At 53.9% G+C, this 17,052-nt stretch carries 11 protein-coding genes and 2 pseudogenes; 9 read left to right on the forward strand and 4 right to left on the reverse strand.

The window, feature by feature from the left end; genetic code table 11:
* Positions 1 to 13 precede the first annotated feature (13 nt).
* The 9 genes and pseudogenes from abc-f to rodA all read left to right on the forward strand — a co-directional run.
* Positions 14 to 1,610: pseudogene (gene abc-f / locus BQ5591_RS03925) on the forward strand (ribosomal protection-like ABC-F family protein); the annotation flags it as partial.
* 158 nt (positions 1,611 to 1,768) lie between these two features.
* Positions 1,769 to 2,017 (forward strand): annotated as a pseudogene (locus BQ5591_RS22140) (ABC transporter ATP-binding protein); the annotation flags it as partial.
* Positions 2,018 to 2,065: 48 nt separating this feature from the next.
* The gene (locus tag BQ5591_RS03930; protein ID WP_071148514.1) at positions 2,066 to 4,102 is read left to right on the forward strand and encodes a M13 family metallopeptidase; all 2,037 of its coding nucleotides are present in this window, start codon (positions 2,066 to 2,068) and stop codon (positions 4,100 to 4,102) included.
* Positions 4,103 to 4,935: 833 nt separating this feature from the next.
* Entirely contained in the window at positions 4,936 to 6,462 is a 1,527-nt protein-coding gene (gene purH, locus BQ5591_RS03940; RefSeq protein ID WP_071148516.1) for a bifunctional phosphoribosylaminoimidazolecarboxamide formyltransferase/IMP cyclohydrolase, read from the forward strand.
* A gap of 177 nt (positions 6,463 to 6,639) precedes the next feature.
* Complete coding sequence (locus BQ5591_RS03945; RefSeq protein WP_071148517.1) at positions 6,640 to 7,662, forward strand: rod shape-determining protein; 1,023 nt, start codon at positions 6,640 to 6,642, stop codon at positions 7,660 to 7,662.
* Between the two features lie 88 nt (positions 7,663 to 7,750).
* A complete protein-coding gene (gene mreC, locus BQ5591_RS03950; protein WP_022163506.1) occupies positions 7,751 to 8,593 on the forward strand; it encodes a rod shape-determining protein MreC in 843 nt (280 codons plus the stop codon).
* A 7-nt stretch (positions 8,594 to 8,600) separates the two neighbouring features.
* Positions 8,601 to 9,104 carry a rod shape-determining protein MreD gene (gene mreD / locus BQ5591_RS03955; RefSeq protein WP_022163507.1) on the forward strand — a complete coding sequence of 168 codons (504 nt, stop codon included), beginning with the start codon at positions 8,601 to 8,603 and terminating at the stop codon, positions 9,102 to 9,104.
* Positions 9,105 to 9,159: 55 nt separating this feature from the next.
* Entirely contained in the window at positions 9,160 to 11,025 is a 1,866-nt protein-coding gene (gene mrdA / locus BQ5591_RS03960; RefSeq protein ID WP_022163508.1) for a penicillin-binding protein 2, read from the forward strand.
* Between the two features lie 136 nt (positions 11,026 to 11,161).
* The gene (gene rodA / locus BQ5591_RS03965; RefSeq protein ID WP_071148601.1) at positions 11,162 to 12,622 is read left to right on the forward strand and encodes a rod shape-determining protein RodA; all 1,461 of its coding nucleotides are present in this window, start codon (positions 11,162 to 11,164) and stop codon (positions 12,620 to 12,622) included.
* Here rodA and BQ5591_RS03970 read toward each other — a convergent pair.
* The 4 genes from BQ5591_RS03970 to metF all read right to left on the reverse strand — a co-directional run bounded on the left by BQ5591_RS03970 (position 12,576) and on the right by metF (position 16,940).
* The gene (locus tag BQ5591_RS03970) at positions 12,576 to 13,103 is read right to left on the reverse strand and encodes a gliding motility lipoprotein GldH (RefSeq protein WP_071148518.1); all 528 of its coding nucleotides are present in this window, start codon (positions 13,101 to 13,103) and stop codon (positions 12,576 to 12,578) included. The genes rodA and BQ5591_RS03970 overlap by 47 nt on opposite strands.
* Positions 13,081 to 14,697: a PSP1 domain-containing protein gene (gene ricT, locus BQ5591_RS03975; protein WP_071148519.1), complete on the reverse strand. Its 1,617-nt coding sequence runs from the start codon at positions 14,695 to 14,697 to the stop codon at positions 13,081 to 13,083. The genes BQ5591_RS03970 and ricT overlap by 23 nt, the downstream gene beginning before the upstream one ends.
* Positions 14,698 to 14,753: 56 nt before the next feature.
* Positions 14,754 to 15,920: a DNA polymerase III subunit delta' gene (holB, locus tag BQ5591_RS03980; RefSeq protein ID WP_071148520.1), complete on the reverse strand. Its 1,167-nt coding sequence runs from the start codon at positions 15,918 to 15,920 to the stop codon at positions 14,754 to 14,756.
* 66 nt (positions 15,921 to 15,986) lie between these two features.
* Positions 15,987 to 16,940 (reverse strand): methylenetetrahydrofolate reductase [NAD(P)H], encoded by a 954-nt coding sequence (metF, locus tag BQ5591_RS03985; protein WP_071148521.1) that lies wholly within the window; start codon positions 16,938 to 16,940, stop codon positions 15,987 to 15,989.
* Between the last annotated feature and the right edge of the window lie 112 nt (positions 16,941 to 17,052).

The raw sequence follows: 17,052 nt of genomic DNA on the forward strand, positions 1-17,052 counted from the left end.
GATTATTGACTTTATGATATCTGTAGAAGGACTGAAAGTAGAATTCAACGCCACGCCGCTGTTCGAGGACGTGTCCTACGTCATCAATAAGAAAGACCGCATTGCGCTGGTCGGTAAGAACGGAGCCGGCAAGTCCACCATGCTCAAGATACTGGCCGGACTGCAGCAGCCCACGGAAGGCGTGGTAGCCGTTCCCCGCGACTGTACCATCGGCTATCTGCCGCAGGTCATGGTGCTGAGCGACTCGCGAACCGTGATGCAGGAAGCCGAGCTGGCTTTCGAACACATCTTCGAGATGCAGGCTGACATTGACCGCATGAACCGCGAGCTGGCCGAACGCACCGACTACGAAAGCGAGGACTACCAGAAACTCATCGACCGCTTCACCCACGAGAATGAACGTTTCCTCATGATGGGAGGCACCAATTATCATGCCGAGATAGAGCGCACGCTCCAGGGCTTGGGATTCAGCCGTACCGACTTCGACCGCCCCACGAGCGAGTTCTCCGGCGGATGGCGCATGCGCATCGAGCTGGCCAAGCTCCTGCTTCGCCGCCCCGACGTGCTCCTGCTCGACGAGCCCACCAACCACCTCGACATCGAGTCCATCCAGTGGCTCGAAAACTTCCTGGCCACCCGCGCCAACGCCGTGGTGCTCGTCAGCCACGACCGCGCCTTCCTGAACAACGTCACCACCCGCACCATCGAAATCAGCTGCGGACACATCTACGACTATAAGGTGAAGTACGACGAGTTCGTCACCCTGCGCCGCGAGCGCCGCGAACAGCAGCTGCGTGCCTACGAAAACCAGCAGAAGCAGATCGAAGACACCGAAGCCTTCATCGAACGCTTCCGCTACAAGGCCACCAAGGCCGTACAGGTGCAGAGCCGCATCAAGCAACTGGAGAAGATAGAACGCATCGAGGTGGACGAGGAAGACAACTCCACCTTGCGCCTGAAGTTTACCTGCTCCAGCCGCAGCGGCAACTATCCCGTCATCTGCGAGGACGTAGCGAAAGCTTACGGCGACCACGTTGTCTTTCACGACGTCAACCTGACCATCAACCGTGGCGAAAAGGTGGCCTTTGTGGGCAAGAACGGTGAAGGAAAATCCACCCTCGTGAAGTGCATCATGGGCGAGATAACCGACTATACCGGCCGCCTTACCCTGGGACACAACGTACAGATAGGCTACTTTGCCCAGAACCAGGCACAACTGCTGGACGAGAATCTGACGGTGTTCGACACCATCGACCGTGTGGCCGTTGGCGACATTCGTCTGAAGATACGCGACATATTGGGCGCTTTCATGTTCGGCGGTGAAGCCTCGGACAAAAAGGTAAAGGTGCTCTCCGGCGGCGAGCGCACCCGTCTGGCCATGATCAAGCTGCTCTTGGAGCCGGTGAACTTCCTCATTCTCGACGAGCCCACCAATCACCTGGACATGCGCTCGAAGGACGTACTGAAGGAAGCCATCCGCGACTTCGACGGAACAGTAATTATTGTCAGCCACGACCGTGATTTTCTGGACGGACTTGCGACTAAAGTTTATGAGTTCGGCGGCGGAGTGGTGAAGGAGCACCTGGGAGGCATTTACGACTTTATACGGAGTAAGAGTCTCACCTCCGCCCCCACAGGCCTCACCCCCGACCCCTCTCCCAAGGAGAGGGGAGGAAGGTTGGATTCCCTCTTTGTTTCTGATGACAATAAGAAAAAGAATACCGCTACCACTCCCCTCTCTTCGGGAGAGGGGTCGGGGGTGAGGCTCTGGCAGGAACAGAAGGAACTCAACAAACGCCTGAAGAAGCTGGAGCGCCGCGTGGCCGACTGCGAAGCCGAAATCGAACAGACCGAAAGCGCCATCGCCATTCTTGAGGAGAAAATGGCTACTCCCGAAGGAGCCTCGGACATGTCGCTCTACGAGCAGCACCGCAAGCTGAAGGAACAGCTCGACCACGTAATGGACGAGTGGGAGACAGCATCGACGGAGCTGGAGGAAGCCCAAAAGGGAGCCTGATGGCCGCCGGGTGAAGAACGGAAAACAACTTTATAAAACAGTATAACAATGAACATGAAACATTTTCTTCCCGTTGCAGCGATCTGCCTGCTGGCAACATCGTGCAACACGGGCAAGCAGACGGCCGAACAGACAGCCGGCATTCAGCTTGCCAATCTGGATACCACGGCTCTGCCGGGTACCGACTTCTATCAGTATGCCTGCGGTGGCTGGATGAAAAACAATCCGCTGACTGATGAATATTCGCAGTATGGTTCGTTCACCGTGCTGGCCGAGAACAACCGCAAGCAGATTCAGGGTCTTATCGAAGAACTGGCTGCCTCGCAACACGAAGCCGGCAGCGTGGCACAGAAGGTAGGCGACCTGTACAAGATTGCCATGGATAGCGTGAAGCTGAATCAGGACGGTGTTGCCCCCATTCAGGCCGAACTGAAGGAAATCGGTGCGATGCAGAGCAAGGAACAGCTTTATCCGCTGCTGGCACAGCTCTATAAGAAAGGCATCGCAGCCTATCTGGCCCTCTACGTGGCAGCCGACGAAATGAATAGCAACATGAACGCTGTACAGATAGCCCAGTACGGACTGAGCATGGGCGACCGTGACTACTATCTGCTGGACGATGAGGCTACTACTAAAATTCGTGAGGCTTTCAAAGTACATGTGAAGAAAATGTTCGGTCTGGCCGGATATTCTGATGCCGACGCTGACCGTGCCGTGAAGGTAGTGATGGATGTAGAAACCCGTCTGGCACAGGCTTTCCGCTCGCGTGTCGATCTGCGCGACCCTCATGCCAATTATAACAAGATGTCGATGGAAGACATCAAGAAGCAGTACTCCACCTTCGACTGGGATGCTTATCTGAAAGGACTTGACCTGAACGATGTGAAGGAAATCATCGTCGGACAGCCCGCTTCGCTGGAGGCTTCGGTGAAGATTCTGGACACACTGCCCCTGGCCGACCAGAGCCTGTACCTGCAATGGAAACTGATTGATGCCTCTGCCGACTATCTGAACGACGCGCTGAAGGAGCAGAACTTCGACTTCTACAGTCGCACGATGTCGGGCGCCCAAGAGATGCAACCCCGCTGGAAGACGGCTGTCGGTGTAGTAAGCTCTACACTGGGCGAGGCTGTCGGACAGATGTATGTCGAGAAGTACTTCCCCGCCGCAGCCAAAGAGCGTATGGTGACCCTCGTGAAGAACCTGCAGGATGCACTGGGACAACGCATCCAGAACCTGTCGTGGATGGGCGATTCGACCAAGGTAAAAGCCCTGGAGAAACTGGCTACCTTCCACGTGAAGATAGGTTACCCCGACAAATGGAAAGACTACAGCTCGCTCGAAATCAAGAACGACTCCTACTGGGCCAACATCGAACGTGCCAACCTGTGGAATCACGCCGAGATGGTGGCCAAGGCAGGCAAGCCTGTTGACAAGGACGAATGGCTGATGACGCCGCAGACCGTGAACGCTTACTACAACCCGACGACGAACGAAATCTGTTTCCCCGCCGCCATCCTGCAGCCGCCTTTCTTCGATATGAATGCGGATGACGCCTTCAACTACGGTGCCATCGGTGTGGTGATCGGACATGAGATGACACACGGATTCGACGACCAGGGCCGTCAGTACGACAAGGACGGTAACCTGAAAGACTGGTGGACCGAAGAAGATGCCAAGAAGTTCGAGGAACGTGCCAACGTGATGGTAGCCTTCTTCGACAGCATCGAAGTGGCTCCGGGTGTACACGCCAACGGCCGCATGACGCTGGGCGAGAACATTGCCGACCACGGTGGTTTGCAGGTAGCTTTCCAGGCCTTCAAGAACGCTACTGCCACGGCTCCGCTGGCCGTGAAGGACGGCTTCACCCCCGAACAGCGCTTCTTCCTGGCTTATGCCGGCGTATGGGCCAACAACATCCGTCCCGAAGCTGTGCTGCAGATGACCAAGATTGACGTTCACTCGTTGGGCAAATGGCGTGTGGACGGCGCACTGCCGCACATCGGTGCCTGGTACGATGCCTTTGGCGTGACCGAGAAAGATCCGATGTTCGTGCCGCAGGCCGAGCGCGTCTCCATCTGGTAACAGCGTGGTGATGTAACCCTATACCGGGAGGGGAGGATTCTTCTTCGCAGACTGTCTGCGGCGGGGAATCCTCCCCTTTTTTTGTGCCTGTCGGCGGGTGGCGGCAAGGGGTGGAAGAGGATTTGACGATGCGTTTGACGGATAATATATTTTGCTTTCAAAATGTCAGAAAACGGGCTTTTCGGCTGACAGACCTGTTTTGCAAAAACGGGCTGAAAGCGTCGGAAATGGGCGAAACCGGTGTTGAATCTGCATGAATATGCGCCCGTTATGCGGGTTTTATGTGTTTTTTGTCCCCAAAATGCTTGTTCGGCGCGCGCTCCGTGCTTGTTCGGAGCGGGAACTACGCTTGTGTGGCTCGCGAACCGTGCTTGTGTGGTTCGTCAGCAATGCTTGTTGCGCTCGACGGGATGGCTTTCCGGCGGCGAAAACAGGGCTTTCGGGGGAGTCGGAGGGGAGAAGTTTTTCTCTTTCGGATGTAAGGATTTCGCTATCGTGCTAAGAGGCAGCGAGATGCGGATTTTCGCTTCCAAAATCCGGAACGGTCGGGCCTTCGGACGGAAATACGCGATTCTCGCGGCGTTGGCCGAGCAAAGTGTCACATTGTCAAGGACGGTGCCTGGCGTCGATCCCGGTGGCGAATCTGCCCTTCGGGCTTTCGTGACAGTGGCATTCGTAGCTGCCGGCCGCAAATGGGACGCTGTATGGGGGCTTGTCATTAAAAAGTATAATTTTATGCGATTAATTGTCTGTGTATGCGTCACCTTACGAACAAAATTTGTAACTTTGCGGCATTATAGATTTAATTTGCGCGTAATTTAAATAACTGAATCATGTCCGAAACAAAAAGAATCAAAACAGCTTTGGTATCTGTGTACCATAAGGAAGGTTTGGATGAAATCATCACCAAACTGCATGAAGAAGGTGTAGAGTTCCTCTCGACAGGCGGAACCCGTCAGTTCATCGAATCCATGGGTTACCCCTGCAAGGCAGTGGAAGACCTTACCACATATCCCTCTATCCTGGGCGGTCGTGTGAAGACGTTGCATCCGAAGATTTTCGGAGGCATCCTGTGCCGTCGCGGACTGGAACAAGACATGCAACAAATCGAAAAATATGAAATTCCCGAAATAGACCTCGTCATCGTTGACCTGTATCCGTTCGAAGCCACGGTGGCCAGCGGCGCCGACGAACCGGCCATTATCGAGAAGATCGACATAGGCGGCATCTCGCTGATCCGTGCGGCTGCCAAGAACTACAACGACGTAGTCATCATCGCCTCGCAGGCACAGTACCAGCCCTTCCGCGACATGCTGATGGAGCACGGTGCCACTACCTCGCTCGAAGAACGCCGCTGGTTTGCGAAAGAAGCCTTCGCCGTTTCTTCGCACTACGACTCGGCCATCTTCAACTACTTCGACGGCGACGAAGGCAGCGCCTTCCGCTACTCGGCCAACAATCAGAAGACCCTGCGCTACGGCGAAAACCCGCATCAGAAGGGTTACTTCTACGGCAATCTGGATGCGATGTTCGACCAGATACACGGTAAGGAAATCTCCTACAACAACCTGCTCGACATCAATGCTGCCGTTGACCTGATCAACGAGTTCGGCAACGACACCACTTTCGCCATCCTGAAGCACAACAATGCCTGCGGTCTGGCTACACGTCCGACCCTGCTCGAAGCCTGGAAAGACGCCCTGGCCGGCGATCCCGTTTCGGCTTTTGGCGGAGTGCTCGTCACCAATACCGTCATCGACAAGGCGACGGCCGAGGAAATCAACAAAATCTTCTTCGAAGTCATCATCGCTCCCGATTACGACGTGGATGCCCTCGAAATACTGGGACAGAAGAAGAACCGCATCATCCTGGTGCGCAAGCCTGCCGAGCTGCCCAAGAAGCAGTTCCGCTCGCTGCTGAACGGCGTGCTGGTACAGGATCGCGACCTGAAGATCGAGACTCCTGCCGACCTGAAAGTAGTGACCGTGAAGGCTCCTACCGCCGAGGAAATCGACGACATGCTGTTTGCCAACAAGATTGTGAAGAACAGCAAGTCCAACTCCATCGTGCTGGCCAAGGGCAAACAGCTGCTGGCAAGCGGTGTGGGACAGACCAGCCGCGTCGATGCCCTGAAGCAGGCCATCGAGAAAGCCAAGAGCTTCGGCTTCGACCTGCACGGTGCCGTGATGGCCAGCGACGCTTTCTTCCCCTTCCCCGACTGTGTCGAGATAGCCGGCAACGAAGGCATCACAGCCGTTATCCAGCCGGGTGGAAGCATCAAGGACCAGCTGAGCTTTGACTACTGCAACGAACACGGAATCGCCATGGTGACTACCGGATTCCGTCACTTCAAGCACTAATCGATAATGAAGAACGAAGAATGAAGAATGAAGAATTTCCATGCGGCGGCTCGTAGTGGCCTACCCGAATTCTTCATTCTCCATTCTTCATTCTTCATTCAAAAAGATTCTTCATTCAAAAAGATTCTTCATTCAAAAAGATTCTTCATTCTTCATTTATAATTCTTCATTTATAAGATGGGATTTTTCTCTTTTACACAAGAAATAGCGATGGACCTCGGCACAGCCAACACCATCATCACCGCCGGTGGCAAGATTGTGGTGGACGAGCCTTCGGTTGTAGCACTGGACCGTCGTACTGACAAGATGATAGCCGTGGGCGAGAAGGCAAAGCTGATGCACGAGAAGACCCACGAGAACATACGCACCATCCGTCCGCTGCGCGACGGCGTGATAGCCGACTTCTACGCCTGCGAACAGATGATCCGCGGACTTATCAAGATGGTGAACACTCGTAACCGCCTGTTCTCGCCTTCGCTCCGCATGGTGATTGGCGTTCCCTCGGGCAGTACCGAAGTCGAACTCCGTGCCGTACGCGACTCGGCCGAACACGCCGGCGGACGTGACGTTTACCTCATATTCGAACCCATGGCGGCAGCCATCGGTATCGGTATCGACGTGGAAGCTCCCGAAGGAAACATGATTGTCGATATAGGCGGTGGCTCTACCGAGATTGCCGTCATCTCGCTCGGAGGCATCGTGTCGAACAACTCCATCCGCATTGCCGGCGACGATCTGACAGCCGACATTCAGGAGTACATGAGCCGCCAGCACAACGTCAAGGTCAGCGAACGCATGGCCGAGCGTATCAAGATACACGTAGGCGCCGCCCTGACCGAACTGGGCGAGGACGCTCCCGAGGACTACATTGTACACGGCCCGAACCGCATCACGGCCCTGCCTATGGAGGTGCCTGTCTGCTATCAGGAGGTGGCACACTGTCTGGAGAAGTCTATCTCGAAGATCGAGACAGCCATCCTCAGCGCGCTCGAGAATACGCCGCCCGAACTCTACGCCGACATCGTGCACAACGGCATTTACCTGGCCGGTGGTGGTGCCCTGCTTCGCGGACTCGACAAGCGTCTGACGGACAAGATCAACATCCCCTTCCACATCGCCGAAGACCCCTTGCACGCCGTAGCCAAGGGAACGGGCGTGGCGTTGAAGAACGTTGACCGCTTCTCGTTCCTGATGCGGTGATTTGTAAACGGATTAGTGAATGGATATTTGATAACACATCTGTCGGTTATCAACTATCCATTATCCATTGTTAATTAGTATAGAACTCGTGCGGAATCTACTGAACTTCCTTCTTAAATACAATTACTGGTTCCTCTTTCTGTTGTTGGAGGTAGCCAGTTTTGTTTTATTGTTCCGCTTCAATCACTACCAGCAGAGTGTGTTCTTTACCTCGGCTAACGAAGTGGCGGGACGCGTCTACGAGATATCCGGAGGCATCAGCTCTTACTTCCACCTCAAGTCGGTGAACGAAGACTTGCTCGACCGCAATCTGCTGCTTGAACAGCGTGTGGCACAGCTCGAAAAGATGCTGCGCGACAAGGGAGCCGACTCGGCGCGCCTCTACAGTCTGGACCACATGGAGGCAGGCGATTACCGCATCTTCAAGGCAAACGTTATCAAGAATACGCTGAACCGTGCCGACAACTACATCACCCTCGATCAGGGTGCATCGGCAGGTATACGGCCCGACATGGGAGTGGTTGATGCAAACGGAGTAGTCGGCATTGTCTACAAAACCTCGCCTCATTATTCGCTCGTTATTCCGTTGCTGAACAGCAAGTCGAGCATCAGTTGCAAGATTGTGGGCAGTGAATACTTCGGTTACCTGAAGTGGGAAGGTGGTGACTCACGCTTTGCCTATCTGAAAGACTTGCCCCGTCATGCCGAGTTCAACCTGGGTGATACGGTGGTGACAAGCGGCTATTCGGCTGTGTTTCCGGCCGGTGTCATGGTGGGTACGGTGGACGATATGTCCGACTCGCACGACGGGCTTTCGTACCTGTTGAAGATAAAACTGGCTACAGACTTCGGTAAGGTGAGCGACGTACGCGTCATAGCCCGTAACGGTCAGGAAGAACAAAACAATTTGGAGGTAGAAGAAACGAATTAATACACCATTGGTACACAATTATCTGCATAAAATAGGATGGTTCGTCGGCTTGCTGTTGTTGCAGGTGCTGATATTGAACAATATGCATATCGTCGGATATGCCACTCCCTTTCTGTACGTCTATCTGATACTGAAGTTCGAGTCGGAGACTTCGCGCAACGCGCTGATGCTGTGGGCTTTCTTTTTGGGCCTTGCCATCGACGTCTTTTCCGACACGCCGGGTATGAATGCTGCGGCAACGGTTTTTCTGGCCTTTTTGCGTCCGGTACTGTTGCGTCTGTTCACACCGCGCGATACGGTCGAAAGTTTTGTACCGGCTGTCCGCACCATGGGTATTTCGCCTTTTCTGAAGTATCTTTCGTTCAGTGTGCTGGTCCATCATGCCGTGCTGCTCTCCATCGAATTCTTTTCGTTTGCCCATTTGGGCACGCTGTTGCTGCGCATCCTGTCGAGCAGTGTGCTTACAGTGGCGTGTGTCATGGCGGTCGAAGGTATACGGAAAAAGCGGTAGTAGTCCGTTGGCCTGATCGTACATTTACTCAATTATCTATTTACCCATTCGTTCAATGAAGGACTATCAGTTAGAGAAACGGAAGTTTGTAATCGGCTTGGCGGCAGTGATTATTGTATTCATTTATATCCTGCGCCTCTTCGACCTGCAAATCATGACAGATGATTACAAGAAGAATGCCGACAGCAACGCTTTCCTGAATAAAATACAGTATCCTTCGCGCGGAGCCATCTACGACCGTAACGGTAAGTTGCTTGTATTCAACCAGCCTGCTTACGACATTACCTTTGTACCCCGCGAAGTGACACAACTCGATACGGCCGACTTCTGCCGTGCCCTGAACATCACGCGCGAACAGTTCGACAAGCGCATGAAGGATGTGAAAAACCGGTGGATGAATCCCGGATATTCGAAATACACCCATCAGACTTTTATGACACAGCTTTCGTCTGAGGAATGTGGTGTGTTTCAGGAGAAATTGTTCAAGTTCCCCGGTTTCTACATACAGCGTCGTACCATCCGGCAATACACCTACAACTCTGCCGGACACGTGCTGGGCGATATCGGTGAAGTATCCAAACGCGACATCGAGAAGGACGATTATTACATCCGAGGCGACTACATCGGTAAGCAGGGAATAGAACGTTCTTACGAGACTTACTTGCGTGGCGAAAAAGGCGTGGAAGTGTTGCTTCGCGACGCCCACGGCCGCATTCAGGGGCATTACATGGACGGTCAGCTCGATCGCCCTTCCATTCCTGGCAAGAACCTTACTCTGGGCATCGATATCGACTTGCAGATGCTGGGCGAACGGCTGTTGCAACATAAGATTGGTGCCATCGTAGCCATCGAACCCTCTACGGGCGAGATTCTCTGTATGGTATCGTCGCCCTCGTTCGATCCACATATACTGATTGGCCGTCAGCGCGGAAAGAATCATCGCCTTCTTCAGCTTGACAAGCGGAAGCCTTTGCTGAACCGTGCCATTATGGGAGCCTATCCGCCCGGATCGACATTCAAGACGACACAGGGACTCACTTTCCTTCAGGAAGGCATCATACACGAAGAAACAACGTTGTATCCCTGTTCTCACGGTTTCAGCTACGGTAGTTTGCATGTAGGTTGCCACGGACACGCTTCGCCGCTTTCACTGGTGCCGGCCATTGCTACTTCGTGTAACTCGTACTTCTGCTGGGGCTTGTTTCGCATGATAGGCGACCGCAAGTATGGTTCACCCCAAAAGGCTTTGACCGTCTGGAAGGACTACATGGTTTCGCAAGGATTCGGTTACAAACTTGGCACAGACTTGCCGGGCGAGATACGTGGTTTCATCCCCAACGCCAGTACGTACGACAAAGTTTACCGCGGCTCGTGGAATGGACTTACCATTATCAGTATCGCCATCGGGCAGGGTGAAATTCTGGCTACACCTTTGCAGATTGCCAATCTGGGAGCTACGATTGCCAACCGTGGTTACTTCATAACGCCCCATGTGGTGAAGGAAATACAGGACAACGAACTGGACAGTTTGTATCGCACCCGCCGCTATACGAGTATCGACCGCAAGTATTACGAAGATATTGTAGAAGGTATGCGGGCAGCCGTTACGGGCAGTACGGGTAGTGCTACCTGTCGTATGGTTGGAACCATTTTGCCGGGTGTAGAAGCCTGCGGAAAGACGGGAACGGCGCAGAACCGCGGAAAAGACCACTCCGTCTTTATGGGTTTTGCACCGATGGACAATCCGAAGATAGCCATAGCCGTGTATGTGGAGAACGGTGGCTTTGGGGCTACGTTTGGTGTGCCGATTGGTGCAATGATGATGGACCAGTATCTGCATGGTAAGCTGTCGCCCGAGAACGAGAAACTGGCAGAAGATTTCAGCAATCGGGTTATCTATTACGGCGACGAAGAACGGTAGGGGAAGCCAGGCCTCACCCCCGGCCCCTCTCCCAAGGAGAGGGGGGGAGGATGTGATCAGTACTGAAGAAAGGTATAAGTGCAACTTAAAAACTTAAACGAACTTAGAAATTCAAGATTTGACTATGATAGAGAATTTGGCAACAAGGAGGGACAGCATCTGGAAGTCGCTTGACTGGGCGACGATTATCGTCTATCTGCTGCTGATTGTATGCGGTTGGTTCAGCGTGTGCGGGGCAAGCTACGATTACGGCGACCGCGATTTTCTGGATTTCTCGACCCGTGCAGGCAAGCAGTTCGTCTGGATTATCTGTTCGTTCGGACTTGGGTTTGTGCTGCTGATGCTGGACGATACGCTGTACGACATGTTTGCTTACCTTATATATATAGGCCTGATGTTGCTGCTTATCGTCACCATTTTCATTGCGCCCGATACGAAAGGGTCGCGTTCATGGCTCATATTGGGGCCTGTTAGCCTGCAGCCGGCGGAGTTTGCCAAGTTTGCTACGGCTCTGGCACTTGCCAAGTACATGAGTGCCTATTCGTTTACACTTCGGAATTGGAAGAAAGTGCTGATGGTGGCTTTCCTGATACTTTTTCCAATGATGCTTATTATTCTGCAGCGCGAGACGGGTTCGGCACTGGTTTACCTGGCTTTTTTCCTGATGCTCTATCGCGAGGGAATGCCTGGAGTAGTGCTGTTTTCGGGTATCTGTGCTGTCCTTTATTTTGTAGTGGGCATTCGCTTTGCCGAAGAATGCATAGCCGACACGCCGACACCGATCGGCGAGTTTGCTGTGTTGCAGATGGTGTTGCTGTTTGCTGCGGGGATGGTGTGGGTGTACGAGAAACGTTGGGTGCCGGTACGCAATATGCTTATTGGCTCGGTAGGAGGAGTGCTGCTGGCATTCATCGTGTCAGAGTATATCGTTCCTTTCAACCTGGTATGGGCGCAGTGGGGGCTTTGTGCGCTTGCCGTGGGCTATCTGTTTTATCTTTTTCTGAGTGAGCGTCGCTGGTCTTATCTGCTGATAGGGTTGTTTGCTATGGGCTCCATCGGCTTTCTGTATTCCAGCGATTATTTCTTCAACAAGGTGTTGGAACCCCACCAACAGGTGCGTATCAAGGTGGTACTGGGCATGGAGGAAGACTTGGCCGGTGCAGGATACAACGTCAATCAGTCGAAGATTGCCATCGGTTCGGGCGGTCTGACGGGTAAAGGATTCCTGAACGGCACACAGACGAAGTTGAAATACGTGCCCGAGCAGGATACCGACTTCATCTTCTGTACAGTAGGTGAGGAAGAGGGCTTTGTTGGCTCTGTCTTTGTTCTGCTGCTGTTCTTGACGCTGATATTGCGTCTTATTGCGCTGGCCGAGCGTCAGCAATCCCCCTTCGGGCGGGTGTATGGCTATTCGGTGCTGAGTATATTTCTGTTCCACCTCTTTATCAACATCGGTATGGTGCTGGGACTAACGCCTGTAATCGGCATTCCTTTGCCGTTCTTCAGCTATGGTGGCTCGTCGTTGTGGGGTTTTACGATTCTGCTGTTTATTTTTCTGCGGATTGATGCGGGTAGGAACCGCCGGCTTGTCTGACAAGGCGGATGCCGATGTCGTTGATGCCTGGCAGTGTTTCGTTGGGCAGGGTATGGATCAGTTTGAGGCGATAGGTGCCAGCACTGTCGATGCGGATGGTACCTGCCGGAAAGCGTGTCTGATACAGTCCGCCCCAGCCTTCGCCTTTCCAGTGCCCTTGTCGGTCGGCCAGAATGTAGTGCAGGCTGTCGGTTGTCGTCTGGCTGATGCCCGGACCGCAGTAACACAGTCCTAATCCGATGTCCTGATACGGGTAACGGTTGGTGTTTCTGATTTCGATGTCGAGCCTGTAGTGCGTTTGCGAGTCGGGCACAGCGACGTCGAACACAACCGTGTCCTGCTTGCTCCAGCCCTCGCTGGGCAGGGAGTGGAAGTTATGGTATACAGCCTGCTTGTCGCATGCGCTTAGGGCACATACGGCAAGCAGTTGTAACAGATTCCGGCAGAATGCCGTCGGGTTAGTTTTGCGACGGCTGTTCATTGTTGCTTTGAGTTGGTTTGGCTTCCTGCCGTGGCTTAGGCTCCTGCTGGGGTTTTGCTTCCTGGCGGGGCTTGTCGCCTTGTTGTTTTCTTTCGCCTTGCTGGTTCTTCTCCTTCGGCTGGTTCTTTCGGGGCTGCTGTTGCGGACGTTCGCTGCCAGCGGGTTGCTTTTCAGCTTTGGGAGCTTTTTCGCCTTGAGGGGCATTGCCCTGCTGCGGCTGCGAAGCGGCTTCCTGCTGTTGTTTAGGGCGGTTGTTGCGTCCGTTTTTGCGCTTGTTTTCACCCGATTGACGCTTGTTGTTTTCGCCGGCTTCGCCGTTGTTTGGCTGCTTGGCCGGTTGTTTGGCGGCTACGGCTTCGGGTTGCTCGGCGTTTTGTGCGCGTGCGGGTTGCTGCTTGGCAGGTGCGGCAGCCTGCTGTGCGTTGTCCGGCTGACGGTTGGCATTGCCTTTTTTCTTCTTCTTGCGCGAGTTTCCGCCGCCGTTGTTCTCGCCGGCTTCTTTGGCTTCGGCATTGTTATTGCCTTTGGCTTTGCGGTTGCGGTCGAAACGGGTCAGGCTTTCCTGTTCGAGCAGGTCGGTTGACTTCTTGCTGTCGTTTCGGTTGGCTTCTTCGTGCAGACTGTCTGGCTTGATGCCACGCTTGTTCATGCCAATCACTTCGAAGGCACGGCGGCTGCTGATGGTTACCAGGTTGGCCGGGATGCTCTTGTCGGTGGAGTAGGTAATCTGATTGCTCAGAATGTCGGCCTTGAAATAGTAGAAGAGACCGTCCTTGGTTTCGAGTTGGATTTCCTTCGAGGGCAGGCGCTTCTGGGCTTCCACGTAGCAGTCTACTTCGTAGTTCAGGCAGCACTTCAGCTTGGCACACTGTCCGGCCAGCTTCTGCGGATTGAGGGAAATGTCCTGGTAGCGTGCGGCGCTGGTCGATACGGAGACAAAGGTTGTCATCCAGGTGGCGCAGCACAGCTCGCGGCCGCAGGGACCGATGCCGCCTATACGTCCGGCTTCCTGCCGGGCTCCGATCTGTTTCATCTCGATGCGTACGCGGAATACTTCGGCCAGGACTTTGATGAGCTGGCGGAAGTCAACACGTTCGTCGGCTATGTAGTAGAAGATGGCTTTGTTGCCATCGCCCTGGTATTCGACGTCGCCTATCTTCATTTCCAGCTTCAGGTCGAGGGCTATCTGACGGGCACGGATCATGGTGCTGTGCTCGCGGCTCTTGGCTTCGTTGTATTTCTCCATGTCCACGGGCTTGGCCTTGCGGTAGATGCGCTTGATGTCGGCCTCGGACTTGAGGTTGGCTTTGCGCATTTGCAGGGGCACGAGTCGTCCGGTCAGGGTTACGACACCGATGTCGTGGCCGGGAGTAGCCTCTACGGCTACGATGTCGCCCTTTTCGAGGGGAATTTTATTGCTGTTGCGGTAGTAACCTTTGCGGGTGTTCTTGAACTGCACTTCTACGTACTCGCTTTCTTCGGCATTGCCGGGAATGTCGGCCAGCCAGTCGTAGGTGTTCAGCTGCTTGTCTTGTCTGCCACAGCTTTTGCAGCAGAGGTTTCCGCTTCCGTTATGTAGTTTGAATTCATTCATATCGTTTGGTTGAATATAATGTTAGTTTTCAGGTTCTCAAGTGTGCGGGGTGTTGCTTATCCCGTTTTCAGCAGAACGATCATCTTCAGTGCGAAGTCGAAAAAGACCATGCGCGGGTTGACGTTCTGTTCGATGTGTATCTGCGCTTCGGTCAGTTCGTGAACGATGCCCATGACGTTGCGCTCGTTGACGAAGGGGGCGAAGCGTGTCGAAAAGTTCTCTTCCTGCAGGGTCATGTAGTTCATGTCCGGACGGTGGAAGTTGTAGATGAAGTTCTCGCGTATCATGCGCTGGCAGTAGTCCAGAAAACTTTTCTGGCGTTCGCGGCCGATGGAGGCGAGTTGCTCGCTCCATTGCTTCATCTCACGTATCTTGCGCTGGTAGGACAGCCGCATCAGGCTGACGAACCAGTTGAAAAAAAGTTCGTTTTCTTCGTTCAGTTGGATGGCTTCGAGTGCCTTGATGAAATCGCCACCGGCCAGGTGGGCTATCTTTTCGCTGTCGACGGGTTGCACGCCGTACTTGCTTTGCAGGGCAGCGGCAATGTTGGCCTCGCTGATGCGGGGGATATTGATGCGCTGCGTGCGGCTTTGTATGGTGGGCAGTATCATGTCCGGCGTTTCGGTGATGAGCAGGAAGACGGTGCGTGCGGGTGGCTCCTCGAACAGCTTGAGCAGCTTGTTGGCACAGGCTTCGTTCATCTTTTCGGCCATCCAGACGATGGTCACCTTATAGCCTCCCTCGCTCGACTTCAGGCTAAGCTTGCGGATGATTTCCTCGCTCTCCTGTGTGAAAATCTGCGCCTGCTTGTTTTCGGCATCCATGTCGTCCAGCCAGTGGCTGAGGTAGAAGTAGGGATTGGCGATGAGCTGCTGCCTCCATTGGGGCAGAAAGTCGTTGCAGACGGATACTTTGGGGCTCTTGGCCTTGTTGACGATGGGGAAGATGAAGTGGACGTCGGGGTGTACCAGTTTTTCCCACTTCACGCACGAAGGGCAGGTGCCGCAGGCATCGGTGGCGGTGCGGTTGGGGCAGCACAGGTAGCGTGCATAGGCCAGGGCGAGGGGCAGTTTGCCGCTGCCCACGGGGCCGCAGAAGAGCTGTGCGTGGGCGATACGTCCTTCCTGCACTTCCTGTATCAGGCGTCGTTTTACCTGCTCTTGTCCGATGATGTCGTTGAAACTGAACACGTTATTTAAATCCTTTTTTAGTGAATGAGGCATGTCATTTCAGCTCCTTTTATGGGTGGATTCCAAATTCTTCATTCCTCATTCTTCGTTCTTCCTTTATTAATAAATCTGTCTGGCTACTTCTCGGATGCTGTCGGCTGCTCCTATCGAGTAGAAGTGCAGGCTGGGCACTCCGTGGTCGATGAGCTCGCGGCATTGCTTGACGCACCACTCGATGCCCACGTGGCGTGCCTCGTCGTCGTTGGTGCATTTCAGCAGTTCGTGGGTCAGCTCTTCGGGCAGGTCTACCTTGAAGGTCTTGGGTATCATGCTGAGCTGCGACAGCTTCTTGAAGGGCTTGATGCCGGGAATGATGGGAATGGTGATTCCCTCCTGGCGGGCACGCTCTACGAAACTGAAGTACTTGCGATTGTCGTAGAAGAGTTGGGTGACGGCATATTCGGCGCCGGTCTCCATCTTCTTTTTCAGCCAGTACAGGTCGGTCTCCAGATTGGGGGCTTCTTCGTGCTTCTCGGGGTAGCAGGCTACGCCGTACGAGAAAGGCGTGCGGGTGATTTTCATCTCCGACCCGTCGACGAAGATACCTTTGTTGAAGTTGTTGATCTGCTGTTGCAGTTCGACGGCGTGGGCGTGTCCGCCCGGTTCGGGCACGAAGACAGACTCGTGCTTAGCCTTGTCGCCGCGCAGCACCAGCAGGTCGGTGATGCCGAGGAATTGCAGGTCGAGCAGTTGATACTCCGTGTCTTCCTGCGTGAATCCGCTGCACAGGATGTGGGGCACAACGGTGATGTTGTACTTGTTCTGTATGGCGGCAGCTACGGCCACGGTGCCCGGGCGGCGGCGCAAGCGGTTGCGTTGAAACAGTCCATTGCCCAGTTCTTTGTAGACGTATTCGCTGCGGTGGGTGGTGATGTTGATGTATTTGGGGTCGAATTCACGCAGCAAGTCGATGGTCTCGTACAGTTTCTCGATGCCCGTGCCTTTCAATGGCGGCAGTATCTCGAACGAGAAGGCGGTCTTCTGCGTGCTGTTTATCAGGTCGATTACTTTCATCTTCTTTTCTTCTATTTCCTTTTGTCTGGTAACAGACTTGTACATTGGGAACAAAAATACGAAAAAGAAACGAGAAAACCATACGACTTCCCTACTTCTTGCTTTCGAGGCT

The sequence above is a fragment of the Bacteroides ndongoniae genome (assembly GCF_900108345.1).
Classification (GTDB): Bacteria; Bacteroidota; Bacteroidia; order Bacteroidales; family Bacteroidaceae; genus Bacteroides; species Bacteroides ndongoniae.

Coding starts and splice junctions, on each gene's coding strand:
- BQ5591_RS03930 (WP_071148514.1), top strand. CDS start 2,066: ATGAACATGAAACATTTTCTTCCCGTTGCAGCGATCTGCCTGCTGGCA.
- purH (WP_071148516.1), top strand. CDS start 4,936: ATGTCCGAAACAAAAAGAATCAAAACAGCTTTGGTATCTGTGTACCAT.
- BQ5591_RS03945 (WP_071148517.1), top strand. CDS start 6,640: ATGGGATTTTTCTCTTTTACACAAGAAATAGCGATGGACCTCGGCACA.
- mrdA (WP_022163508.1), top strand. CDS start 9,160: ATGAAGGACTATCAGTTAGAGAAACGGAAGTTTGTAATCGGCTTGGCG.
- BQ5591_RS03970 (WP_071148518.1), bottom strand. CDS start 13,103: ATGAACAGCCGTCGCAAAACTAACCCGACGGCATTCTGCCGGAATCTG.
- ricT (WP_071148519.1), bottom strand. CDS start 14,697: ATGAATGAATTCAAACTACATAACGGAAGCGGAAACCTCTGCTGCAAA.
- holB (WP_071148520.1), bottom strand. CDS start 15,920: ATGCCTCATTCACTAAAAAAGGATTTAAATAACGTGTTCAGTTTCAAC.
- metF (WP_071148521.1), bottom strand. CDS start 16,940: ATGAAAGTAATCGACCTGATAAACAGCACGCAGAAGACCGCCTTCTCG.